The organism is Chitinophaga rhizophila (genome assembly GCF_019492185.1).
In the GTDB taxonomy this organism is placed as follows: Bacteria; Bacteroidota; Bacteroidia; order Chitinophagales; family Chitinophagaceae; genus Chitinophaga; species Chitinophaga rhizophila.
In genome coordinates this window covers 32,544-44,838 of the sequence record NZ_JAICCF010000003.1, presented here as the reverse complement: position 1 = coordinate 44,838, position 12,295 = coordinate 32,544, and the positions used below count along the sequence as shown (strand labels likewise).

Annotated in this window: 6 protein-coding genes; 1 reads left to right on the top strand and 5 read right to left on the bottom strand. The window is 47.4% G+C overall.

What is annotated here, in order from left to right:
* Positions 1–132: 132 nt before the first annotated feature.
* Both K1Y79_RS14735 and K1Y79_RS14730 read right to left on the bottom strand, forming a co-directional pair.
* Positions 133–5,634 carry an alpha-2-macroglobulin family protein gene (locus tag K1Y79_RS14735; RefSeq protein WP_236059635.1) on the bottom strand — a complete coding sequence of 1,834 codons (5,502 nt, stop codon included), beginning with the start codon at positions 5,632–5,634 and terminating at the stop codon, positions 133–135.
* Positions 5,635–5,777: 143 nt separating this feature from the next.
* Complete coding sequence (locus tag K1Y79_RS14730) at positions 5,778–7,277, bottom strand: ATP-binding cassette domain-containing protein (protein WP_220250929.1); 1,500 nt, start codon at positions 7,275–7,277, stop codon at positions 5,778–5,780.
* Positions 7,278–7,431: 154 nt separating this feature from the next.
* Here K1Y79_RS14730 and K1Y79_RS14725 point away from each other — a divergent pair, with 154 nt between their 5' ends.
* Positions 7,432–7,893 carry a GNAT family N-acetyltransferase gene (locus K1Y79_RS14725; protein ID WP_220250928.1) on the top strand — a complete coding sequence of 154 codons (462 nt, stop codon included), beginning with the start codon at positions 7,432–7,434 and terminating at the stop codon, positions 7,891–7,893.
* Positions 7,894–7,967: 74 nt separating this feature from the next.
* On the opposite strand, the gene K1Y79_RS14720 is transcribed toward K1Y79_RS14725, so the two are convergent.
* The 3 genes from K1Y79_RS14720 to uvrA all read right to left on the bottom strand — a co-directional run bounded on the left by K1Y79_RS14720 (position 7,968) and on the right by uvrA (position 12,222).
* Positions 7,968–8,807, bottom strand: a complete 840-nt coding sequence (locus K1Y79_RS14720) for a DUF6048 family protein (RefSeq protein WP_220250927.1) — start codon at positions 8,805–8,807, stop codon at positions 7,968–7,970.
* Positions 8,773–9,252 carry a DUF6452 family protein gene (locus tag K1Y79_RS14715; RefSeq protein ID WP_220250925.1) on the bottom strand — a complete coding sequence of 160 codons (480 nt, stop codon included), beginning with the start codon at positions 9,250–9,252 and terminating at the stop codon, positions 8,773–8,775. Before K1Y79_RS14715 ends, K1Y79_RS14720 begins: the two co-directional genes overlap by 35 nt.
* Positions 9,253–9,348: 96 nt before the next feature.
* Positions 9,349–12,222: an excinuclease ABC subunit UvrA gene (gene uvrA / locus K1Y79_RS14710; RefSeq protein WP_220250924.1), complete on the bottom strand. Its 2,874-nt coding sequence runs from the start codon at positions 12,220–12,222 to the stop codon at positions 9,349–9,351.
* Positions 12,223–12,295: the final 73 nt, after the last annotated feature.

Genomic DNA, 12,295 nt, shown 5'->3' with positions numbered 1-12,295 from the left:
GGAATGGCCGTTATATGCATTACCGAATCGTAATGGGTGGGGGCTTAGGTATTTACTGGAAAAGAAGAAGGGCGTTTCATCTCCTGAAACGCCCTTCTGTTATATGCTAATTAAAGCAGTAGTTCATTGGTATTATTTCACCACTTCTATCCACTTACCTGGCAGGAATGCATGTATGGTATTGTCATACATTGCTTCACAGGATACTGCCGGCAGGTAGTATCGACCGAGGTACGCAGCGTTCAGCAGGACATTGTAAGTACGGGTTTTATTCTCTTCGATATTGAAGTAGGTATATACCCTGTCATCACGGATGTCTTTGTAGGTATATGGAGAGGAGCGGAAAGTGCTGTCATTCTCCATCAGGCGGGTATTGATGATTTCCCAGCCGCTCGGGAATATCTGCGTCAGCGCCATCTGTTCGTAGTAACCACGTTTACCCGGGTTGCGGATAGTGACAGTTGCCATGAAGTCAGCGCCCTGGCGCAGTGAAGCAGGATCCAGTACTTTACCGTCGCGGGTGCTGTATTTCACCTGTATATCCAATACGTCGGCGTTGTTAGGCACATCAGGCTCCTGCCCTGCTTCAGGACGTCCCTGCAGGATAAGGCGGGTATACAGTACGTTCTGGCCTTTGTTCTGGATGCTCACATTACCTTCTGCGGTATTAACAGTTACAGGTATCTGTGTTACATAAGAAGAGCCATTGATGGTATTACTGCTACCATTGATAGTATAAGAGAGCGACATCTTGTTCCCGCTGCTGTTCACGCCGCAATATTTAGCGACAGCGATCAATGCATAAGCAGTGGTTTGCGTACTGTACCAGCTGTCCTGTTCCAGGTTGGCTGCTATTTCGCGCAGCAGCTCGTTGGCCCGGTTCCGCTGTCCAAGTATGGTCAGTGTTTCCAGTATCATGGCTTTATCACGCAGATCAGAGCCGAAGGTACCGCCCAGCTGATTGTATGGTTTTACATCAACAGGCAGGTTTTTAACCAGGCTGTTAGCCAGTTCCGGTTGTCCTGACAGTTTATAGGCGGCGGCCAGTCTCCATTTCGCTTCGTTGGAAAGGTATTTGAACTCCTTTAGGCGGTTCATAGCTCCCAGTTCAGGAACTTTTGCCAGTGCCAGCAGGTAGAGGCGGTAAGCCTGAGTGAGATCTCCACCATAGAAGTTAGTAGTGGATGGTGCCCACGCTCCTGCTTTGTTACGCTGGTATTTCTTCCATTGGTCCAGCATGCTGGCCGGTAGTTCATAGCCTTTCGCCTGAGCTTCCAGCAGGAAGTGACCAGCGTAGTTAGTACCCCACTCATCTGCCTGGGCAGCACCCGGCCAGTAGCCCAGACCACCGTCTGAAGTCTGGAAGCCTTTCAGTCTGGCTATACCGGCTTTTATATTCCGGTCAATATTGGCCAGTTCCTGCTGCTTCAGATCCATCAGCTGGTTCAGCGCCAGTTGTGGGAATACGCCCGAAGTAGTTTGTTCTACACATCCATGCGGATATTGTATGAGGTAGTTAAGGCGTTTTGCCAGGTTCAATGCCGGTATTGTGGATACTTCCAGTACACCGGTATTTGTGCCTGCCATACCAGCAGGTTTGTAGGCGGCGCTCCAGCTTTGACCTGCCTGCAGGGTAGATTCCTGTACCGTTGTAATTACCGGATTAGGGTTACGTACTTCGAGTTCAGTTTCTTCTTCTGCTTTTGCTGCTCCGCTGGTAGCAGTTACCTTCACTTTGGCAACACCAACCTGCGGTTTTACACGTACATCAAAGTATACCAGTTGTTCACCCGGCTGAGTGAAAGTGACAGTTTTGGTACGCTCGCCTACCACTTCCAGCAGCGGGCTGGTAGCCAGTGTTACTTTGGCAGAACGGATATTGTTTTCCATGCCGAATACTGTTACCGGCAGCTGGATAGTTTCTGAAGGGCCTAGCACACGAGGTAAGGTGGTTAGCAGCATCAGTGGTTTCTTTACCGCTACTACTTTTTCAGCAGCGCCGTAAGCACCGTCCTGGCCGGCTACAACCATTGCTTTTACAGCACCTACATATGGAGGCAGCTTGAAGTTGTGGGTTGTCTTACCGCCTTTGGTAGTGAATGGCCCCATGAATATAACAACAGGCTTGAAGCGGTTTGCTTTTGCAGTACCTGCATTCTTGTTAATGCCTTCGTCACCGCCAATACTCAGGATACGTTCCATATCGCCACCCCATGCACCTATTACATAGTCAAACAGGTCCCATGTCTTTACACCCAGTGCTTCACGGGCATAGAACACGCCATGCGGATCAGGTGTTTTAAAGCGTGTCAGATCCAATAGTCCTTCATCTACCAGTGCAATAGTGTAGGTCATGGATTTACCATTAGCTTCAGATACTGTGATACTGGCATTCTGTTCCGGTTCCAGTTTATCAGGCATGCTGATGACTGGTTTCAGTACAGTATTGGCATCATTGATAGTGATAGGTATTACCCCATACATACGGATAGGCAGGTCATTGACAGTCTGGGCATGTTTCTGCAGCAGGCTTACATTGACATAGATGTTTGGAGCCATTTCCTTTTCTGCCTTGAACTTATAGGTAGTTTGTCCTTTATCAGTATCAATCCAGAATGTCTTCAGCACTTTGCTGCCGCTTTCTATGCTTACCAGCCCACGGCCGCCTTCACTGCTTGGGATGGTCAGGGTAATATCGTCGCCAACATTATACTGCGTCTTGTCAGAGGTGAATACCAGCATGGAAGCCTCAGACGGGTTTTCCTTCTGTACCCTCTCAGCCCATCCCGGCCAGTCAATATAGATTGTTTGTCCGGTGGTATGCCCGCTTTGCAGGTCTTTTACACGCACCAGGTAACGTCCCCAGTCAGGATAATTGATCTGAATATTCCAGGAGCCTTTACCGCCATGTAATGTCATGGTCTCTTTCTTCAGCAGCTGGTTATAGTTATCCTGTGTGAAGTTGCTGAACTCATTCTCACTGTTTTCATCCCACCACCAGCGCCAGCGTACTTTGTATAATTCTACCTGTACTTCCTGGTTACCGCTCAGTAAACGGCCGTTTTCATCTACATTCACTATACTGATCTGATGCGGCTTGTCTGTCAGCAGCATGCCCGTCATACGATCGCCTTGTGGTACACTGATACCGGCATAAGTAGCGAAAGGATTATAAGGCATGGAGAAGTGATCTATACTAAAATCGCCACCTGGCTCAAATACTTTGATCTCAAAGCTGGCTTTCAGCTGTCCGGGAGCAAGTTTACCTAGTGGCAGGTTTACCTTCACCGGAGCAGTACCATTCTCATTCAGGCTGCTCTCAAAAATGGTTTTGCTTTCCGCTTCAAACCGGGTAATAGGGTCGTCGAAGCGGTAGTTCGGGAATGCCTTAAATGCGGTAGTCTGCTGAGACAACGATACGTCTACTTTTGCACGCAGGTTCTGGGCAGTAGCACCAAACAGCCAGCGTGCATTCAGCGTGCCTTCCGTTGCATCTGCTTTGGAAAGTGTCGTATTCTTACCAAAGTTCAGGTCTATTTTTAACCTGTTAGGTTTTACTGTTTCAATGCGCAGATTCTTGGTAAATACAGCGCCGCCCACTTTAACCTTCGCCATCCAGCTACCCGTAGGATCGTCCGGATTGGTAGCAGTAGTAAAGCGGTAGAAGCCGTTCACTGACTGTAAAGCGTTCAGCTGCCTGTACAACTGACCTTTCGGGTTATACAGTTCCAGTGTTACCGGGTGGTTTTCCGGCAGCTTCTTTTGTTTGTCTTCCAGTATGAAAGAAAGGAACAGGGTATCCCCGGGACGCCATACGCCACGTTCTCCATACAGGAATCCTTTGATTCCGCTTTGTACTTCTTCTCCCTTCACATCAAAGCGGCCCAAGGGCAGAGAGCTTCCATCATCCAGTTTCAGGTAGCCTCTTTCATCATCTTTTTTCGCAATCAGCAGGTAAGGCTTACGTTTCAGATCGAAAGTAGCCAGACCATCACCATCGCTTTTAGTTTTGAATATGACCTGGTTCTGGTAGTCCAGCAGTTCCAGCTCCACCCCGATCATCGGTTTGGTATCCCGGATATCGGTTACCGCTACCAGCATGCTGTTGTCATTTCCTCTTTTAACGGTCAGACCGATATTGGAGGAGAATATATTGCGGGACGCCCATTTGTCTTTATTATAGTAGGAGTGTGCACATGGATTACCACGTTGCTCCCATGAATATCCGTAAGGATAGTAGCTATCATATCGACGCCAGAAGTCATCATCTTCATCGATCTTGTCATTGCCATAGTAGCCGCCGTAATAATCTTCCTCGCTTTCGTCGCTTTCACCCTCACCTGAAGTGGTTTCAGCAGATGAACAGCCTAAGAGGGAGTAAGATTTACGGAAGCCGATGGTTACGCGGTAGATAGCGCCAGGCTCTGTACGCAACAGCTTTTCCATATCCAGGAAGAACCGGTTACGCTTGTGCAGGTTCACAGATTTATCTGCATCCAGCCTGATCGTCTTTTCTACTACCGGCCTACCTACACGGCGTAGCTCCTGGTTACCATCCAGGGAGTTCTGCTGAAGATATTGCGGGATATTGTTCTCATATATCTTAATGATGGTTACGTCTACGGCGCTGAGATTAACAGCTTCAAACGGCATCACCAGTTTATTGCTTTGCGGCAGAATCACTCCTTTGCCGGGAATACTGACAGAAGGCTGTGTGTTTTCAAACACGACATTCGCAGAAAAGCTCTGCTCAAGTTTTGCATCTGCCACATTCAGTACGCCTTCATTTACCACTACGGTATAGTTACCTTCCAGTCTTGCGGGCGAAAATACTTTCACTTCGCTGCCATCTATAGAGTAGCGCAGGTCGCTGACTCCACTTACGCCGATCAGTCCTTCCAGGGACTGGGCCACGCTGACAGGATCTGAGAACTGTACAAGGATGTATTGTTCTTCGTCTGCTTCTGCACGTACGTCCAGTACTTTGAAGTCATTGATTGCAGGAACTTCTACGGTCTTTTTACCGGATACATTATCTACATTGATCGATTTTCCGTCCCAGGATATTTCCAGCGGGCGGGCCCCCTGACCTTTCTCTGCACGCAGCAGGTTCTCTATGGTGAAAGTGGATATCTTGTCGCCGGCATTGTGCTGCCAGGTGACAGGCACCTTTTTCCCCTGGTAAGTGGCTGTAACCACTTTTTCGATCTGCTGCGGATCTTCTGTATCTGCAGTAGAGATAGCGCCGGAGAAAGTCATCTTGTTAAGGGTGCTGCTGTTGGCCGCCTTCAGTCCGTAGTCCTCAATGGCGTAGGACGGTTTGATTACCTTAAATTCAAAGTCAAACGTTTTCAGGTCTTTTTCGACCTTCATGACTTTTCCCAGCTTAAAGGTGGCTGAGTAAGTTTTGCCTGGCTGCAGGTTAGCATCTGGTCTAAACTCGATGGTGGTTGCATCCACCCAGTATGCCTTCCCTTTTATGCTCGGGCTGAAACTGAAAATTTCTTCTTCCACAGGCTCATTTTGCGTGTGGGTAACGTTCACATTATTAGCTAGTTGTACCCTGATGGTACTTTGTCTGGAAATAACACCGGCGGTATAGGCTTCAATGTATTTGGCCAATGCAGGGTTCATGACTTTCTTTGTATTCCTACAGGCTGTGATGCAAGAGATTAACAGGCATACAGCAAAGGCGGTGACGACCGCCAATCGTGTTTTGGGAACCATGAGGTGTAAATGCTGTTTAAGATATAAAGGTAAACAAATGTATTATTGATTTAATGTATTGCTCTTCCCCTTTCCAGTTTTAACACTTTTGTCACGGCTGAGGGTATCTCTTCCTGGTAATGTGTCACGAAGATCATCGTCAGGTCCATTACATTACAAAGTGTATCAATTACATGTTTGAAGTGTTCTTTCTGTTGCTGGTCCAGCCCCTGGCAGGGTTCATCAAAGATAAGCAGAGGAGGTTCTTTCACCAGTGCGCGGGCCAGGAGGGTCAGTCGCTGTACGCTTTCAGGTACACTTTTGAATGGCTGGGCAGCATAAGCGCCTATATCCAGTATATCCATCCAGGCTGCGGCATGCGCCTGTTGTGCTGCAGTACCTTGCCGGTTGCTGCCAATAATATCAAAGAAGCCGGATACGACCACCTGCAGGCAATTGTTACCGGCCTGGAAGTATTGGTGCAGTTCCGGTGATACAAAACCGATCTTTTGCTTGATATCCCAGATACTTTCTCCACTACCCCGCTTTCGGTCAAACAGGTATAGCTCCTGCGCATAGGCCTGCGGATTGTCACCATTGATCAGGCTCAACAAGGTCGATTTGCCCGCTCCATTATGTCCCAGCAGGGCCCATTTCTCATTAGGCTTCACTAACCAGTTAACATCATCCAGGATCAAATGTTCGCCATATTGCACTTTTATGTGCTCCATCCGGATGATGGTATCATATGGTGAAGGTGTATTACTTACAATCGCCCTGATCTTCTCCTCGTCTACCTGCCAGCTCCGGCTTGTAACCTGCTGCGGTATTTTCAGGTACTCCTCCCGTGTATACCTGCCGGTTATCTGGCCATCCTCCAAGGTGAGTACATGGGTAATATTCTCAGGTACCTCAGACGGCGATGTGACCAGCAGTACTGTAGTACCATTGTCAATGATCTGATTGATCATATTTCCGAAATGCTTCCGGGTCTGTACGTCCAGCCCGCTGAACGGATTGTCCAGCATCAGCAATACCGGCTGTTTCAGTAAAGACTTTGCTATCATCACACGCCGGGTTTCTCCGTTTGATAGCTTTATCAGCTCCTTATCCAGTAATACCGGAATGTGCAAAGGCTCCAGTATAGGTGTATTAGCAGGGTCGCCGCCGGCGTCTCCGTAGAGGTATTCCCGTACAGTTGGCGCATCAGACGAGTCCATACTGTTAAACCGCTGCTGGTAGTAGAAATCGGTAGTAGTATTGGAACGGTTTCTGAATGTATGATGGTGACCTACCAGCGCCAGGAGGTCCCGGTAGGTAAAATATGGATCAGTGACTGTATTTTCCTGCCGGTATGTATCTGAAAAATGGTGGTGAATACTACCGTTAATGATATTGAACTTTCCGGCGATGGTGCTCAGCAGGGCTGATTTGCCGGAGCCGCTGGGACCAGTAATCGCCCAGTTTTCTCCTTTTTTGATATGCCAGTCCAGACCGGTGAATAGCGTCTTGTCCAGATAACGAACAGTGATATGTTGCAGTGAAAGAAATGGCGTGGCATGGGTACTCATAATCTGTGCTGTTTCTCGTTAATTCGTGCTAATTTATCATTTATTAAGGGAATGGGGTAGATTGTTTTATGAGTATTTACGATCCATAAGCTTGTTATTCTTGCCTGTAGTAATTGATTATCTTGCATCAGGGAACCAATAAAAACATCTTCTTATGATAAAGTGGGTTACAAAGACATTTGAAGAACTGACTACTCAGGAGCTATATGCTTTACTGCGTTTACGCAGTGAAATATTTGTTGTAGAGCAGAAATGCGCCTTCCAGGACATGGATAATGCCGACCAGCTGGCAGTACATATTATGGGCTATGACGATGAACTTGATAATGAACTGGTTGCATATACAAGGATCTTTGGGCCGGGAATCAAGTTTGATATGTGCTCTATCGGGCGGGTCGTAACAGCTGCAAGTGTCCGGGGCAATGGTTCAGGCAGGAAACTGATGGAATACTCCATTGCCGTAGTTGAAGACCGCTTCGGTAAAGTACCTATCAAGATCGGGGCACAGCTCTACCTGCAGAAATTCTATAGCTCACTCGGTTTTGAACAAAGTAGCGAAATGTACCTGGAAGACGATATTCCCCATATAGAAATGATCAGAGAAGTAGCTAAGTAAGCATACTTATACAACTGAAAAGCCCCTGTTTACATATTGGTGATGTAAACAGGGGCTTTATCTATTATAATAGCTTACTTCAGTTCCTCTTTTTTCTTCTTTTTGTTCAGCCGCTTCGTCTCGTTGATCCTGAGTTTATATAACGGCAGGTAGTAAGAGATGGTATAAGTCATGTCAAACTGCGAATTTTTAGACCCGCTTCCATATCCGGGTATAACAATCGGATTGAATCCTTCCGGGGAGCTTTTACTGAGCATGATCTTTTCTCTTAATGCCCATCCCAGGAAGAAGTTAGGCAGTGCTTCTACACGCATACCAAATGTTAACTCAATCCAGTGAGCGGTCATATTGGTCTTTGGAAACGACCCTGGCTGTTCTGAATCCCAATAATTGTTACGGATACTATAGAACGGCGCTTCATACGTGTTACGGGCAAAGCCATAACGCATACCCAGGTAAACCATGTTCTTCTCGTTCGGATCTTTCTTTTTCAGGAAATCATAGTCCGCACCAATAAGGGCATATACGCCATTTCCTTTATAAGAATAGTTCGAGTCGCTATGAGAGGTACGGTTATAGCCTACCTCTGCTGCTGCATAAATCTTCTTGCTGACACGTATGTCTCCCTGGATAGCCACATCTGTTCTGTATGGCTGGAAGAAATGAATAACAAACCTGCTGATATCAATCCCCAGTCGCAGACCGCCGCCGGTCACGTAAATCGAGTCTTTTTCCGGCGGTATTGGCGCTGCCGTAGTAGGCCGTATCAGGGTGCGGGAAGCGGAAGTATCAGCAGAAATCTGTTTGATACTGGTATCTCCTGCCGCTTTAGCGGGTTTTACCTGCGCCTGTACGGCTTGTGTGAACAGGCCGGCAAGACTAATAGATAAAGAACAAAGAAATGTGCGTATCATTCGAACTGTTTACTTCCTTATTGTTAATGTGAAGAGAATCAATCGTATTGTAAGTGGTGATCACCGTATCAATAGAGAAAAAGGTGGCAAATCCGCATCCGGCAGAAACAAAGCTTGGATTCCTTTTATACCTGAAAGTCAGGGTATCAGGTATAGCTATGGAATCCAGTCGCAGGTAAAATCTGCAGGTATCATTTCTCGGATCTAAAGGCAGAAATATGCTGCTTCTCGGCTGACGGTTAACCAGTAATGAGTCCTGACCGATTGCGCGTAAAGTCACTTTGGGCCAAAGGGTATCTTTGACCAGGTATCCGTTAAGTGTATCCTTTTTAAAGTTGATGCCCAGGTCACTGATCAGGGCCTGATCACAGGTCTTGGTCTCATCTTCACAGGCCACAAACACTGACAACAGCAGTATTGCAATAATCCCAGAAATATATTTCATGCCTGCAAATTACGAGTTCCTGTTAACAAGTTCCGCTTTCTGCTGATGAAATTATCACCTGCGGAAAGCGGAAGCCTGCAACGGGATATTGCTATATTAATTATTCAGTTCCATCTTCAGGAAACGCGCGGTATGGCTCTCTTTACATTCAGCCACCACTTCAGGGGTACCGCTGCATAGTATAGTACCACCGCCTGCGCCTCCTTCCGGCCCCAGATCAACAATATGATCGGCCATCTTGATAACGTCCAGGTTGTGTTCAATTACCAGGACGGTATTACCACGGTCAACCAGTTTATTCAGTACGTTCAGCAACAACTGGATATCCTGGAAATGAAGACCGGTAGTCGGTTCGTCCAGTATATAAATGGTTTTGCCGGTATCTTTCTTGGATAATTCAGTTGCCAGTTTTACACGTTGCGCCTCACCTCCTGACAAAGTCACTGCTGATTGCCCCAGGGTAATATATCCCAGGCCTACGTCCTGCAATGTTTTGATTTTGCGGTAGATGTAGCTTACAGGCTGGAAGAACTCCACCGCTTCGTCTACCGTCATATCCAGTACATCAGAGATAGATTTGCCTTTGTAGCGGATCTCCAGTGTTTCCCTGTTATACCGGCGGCCATTACACTTCTCACAGTGTACATACACATCCGGAAGGAAGTTCATTTCGATGACACGCATGCCACCGCCTTCACAAACATCACAGCGGCCACTTTTTACGTTAAAGGAGAACCGGCCGGCATTATAACCCCTGATCTTGGCCTCCGGTACCTGCGAAAACAGCTGCCGGATATCAGTAAAGAAGCCACAGTAAGTAGCCGGGTTACTTCTTGGTGTACGGCCAATCGGAGACTGGTCGATCTCTATCACCTTATCGATATTCTCCAGCCCTTTGATGCTTTTGTAAGGCATTGGTTCCAGCTTGGAGTCATAGGCATGTTTGCTCAGAATCGGATACAGCGTCTCGTTGATCAGGGTAGACTTACCACTACCTGACACACCGGTAACGCAGATGAATACGCCAAGCGGAAACTTCACGCTGACATTCTTCAGGTTATTGCCTGTTGCTCCCTTCAGTTCCAGTGACTTGCCATTGCCTTTACGGCGCTCGGCAGGTACCGGCACTACCCGCTTACCATTCAGGTAACCGGCGGTAGGGGTATCAAGTTTAAGTATCTGTTTCGGAGTACCCTGTGCAATGATCTGACCTCCGTGTACACCTGCGCCCGGACCAATATCCACCAGGTAGTCCGCATGCAGCATGATATCTTTATCATGTTCCACGACAATCACTGTGTTGCCCATTTCTCTCAGGTTACGCAGTGCATCTATCAGCTGCATGTTGTCACGTTGATGCAACCCGATACTGGGTTCATCCAGTATATAGGTAATACCCATCAGCTGGGATCCTATCTGTGTGGCCAACCGGATACGCTGGCTTTCTCCCCCACTCAGCGTACGTGTAGAGCGGTAGAGTGTAAGGTAGTTCAGCCCTACATTAAGCAGGAACCCCAGGCGTTCGCGGATCTCTTTCAGGATATCTTTTGCAATCACGTTCTGCTTCTTATCCAGACGTTTCTCCAGATCCCTGAACCAGTCCTGCAATTTATCAAGGTCCATACCGCCAAGTTCCGCGATATTCCTTTCATCTACCTTGAAAAAGAGGCTCTCTTTTCTCAGGCGGGTGCCGCTGCACTCCGGACAGGTATGCAGCTTCATAAAGCTTTCTGCCCAGTTGCGTACAGCATCTGACGAGGTATCATTGAAATAACGGCGTACTGTGTTAATGACGCCTTCAAATTCGGTAGAGTATGTCTCTGTACCATCGCCAAATTCCAGATCCATGTCCAGCTTACCATTCTCATCTCCGAAAAGCAGCAGGTTTAATGTCTTCTGTGGCAGATCAGAGATAGGCGCTGTCAGCGAAAACTTATGTTTCCTGGCCAGGGTCTGTACCTGTTTGAAGGTAAAGGTATCCCGCGCTTCACCCAGTGGTGCTAATCCGCCATCATTGATGGATACAGAATAGTCAGGGATCACGGACTCCATATCTATCTGGTAGATAGTGCCGAGACCTTTACACCGTGGGCATGCGCCGTAAGGGGAGTTAAAGGAGAATGTGTTAGGAGACGGCTCTTCATAAGATATGCCGGTATCTTCACACATGAGTTGTTTACTGTACTGGCTGACTTTCCCGCTGTCATTATCCATGATAAACAGGAGGCCTTTTCCCATCTGCAGTGCTTTCTGCACGCTCTGGCTGATACGTGCGCGTGCATCGTCCAATACCTGTATACGGTCTACCACCAGCTCAATATCATGTATTTTGTAACGGTCTACCTGCATACGCTCTTTCAGGTCAAGGATCTCTCCATTGACACGTACTTTCAGGTAGCCCTGTTTACGCAGCTGTTCAAACAATTCACGGTAGTGGCCTTTACGTCCGCGGATCAGTGGGGCCAGGATGACCAGTTTCTTCTTCGCAAAGTTCTTAAACACGTGGTCCAGAATCTCTTCTTCGGAGAACCGCGTCATGCGTTTACCGGTATTGTAAGAATAAGCAACGCCTACACGTGCATACAGGAGACGGAGGAAGTCATAAATTTCCGTAATCGTACCTACTGTAGAACGGGGGTTCTTGTTGGTAGTCTTCTGTTCGATGGAGATAACAGGAGAAAGCCCGGTGATCTTATCCACATCAGGTCTTTCCATATCACCAATAAACTGACGGGCGTAGGCAGAAAAGCTTTCCATATAACGCCGTTGCCCTTCAGCATAAATTGTATCAAACGCAAGGGAGGATTTTCCGCTTCCGCTGATGCCAGTGATGACTACCAGTTTATTTTTGGGTAACTGCAGGTCGAGATTTTTCAGGTTATGTGCCCGGGCCCCAAACACTGCTATATGCTCATCTGCCGTGATCGGTACCGGATCAGGCGTAATTACATTCTCTTTCTTCTTTGCCATATCGATTTAAAAAGCCCTGATATACCAGTGATACATCAGGGACTATTTTAGACTACTAAACTACGGCATAATT

What these genes read in the sequence shown, in the direction of transcription:
- uvrA (WP_220250924.1), bottom strand. Translation starts at nt 12,222, where the DNA reads ATGGCAAAGAAGAAAGAGAATGTAATTACGCCTGATCCGGTACCGATC.
- K1Y79_RS14715 (WP_220250925.1), bottom strand. Translation starts at nt 9,252, where the DNA reads ATGAAATATATTTCTGGGATTATTGCAATACTGCTGTTGTCAGTGTTT.
- K1Y79_RS14725 (WP_220250928.1), top strand. Translation starts at nt 7,432, where the DNA reads ATGATAAAGTGGGTTACAAAGACATTTGAAGAACTGACTACTCAGGAG.
- K1Y79_RS14730 (WP_220250929.1), bottom strand. Translation starts at nt 7,277, where the DNA reads ATGAGTACCCATGCCACGCCATTTCTTTCACTGCAACATATCACTGTT.
- K1Y79_RS14735 (WP_236059635.1), bottom strand. Translation starts at nt 5,634, where the DNA reads ATGAACCCTGCATTGGCCAAATACATTGAAGCCTATACCGCCGGTGTT.
- K1Y79_RS14720 (WP_220250927.1), bottom strand. Translation starts at nt 8,807, where the DNA reads ATGATACGCACATTTCTTTGTTCTTTATCTATTAGTCTTGCCGGCCTG.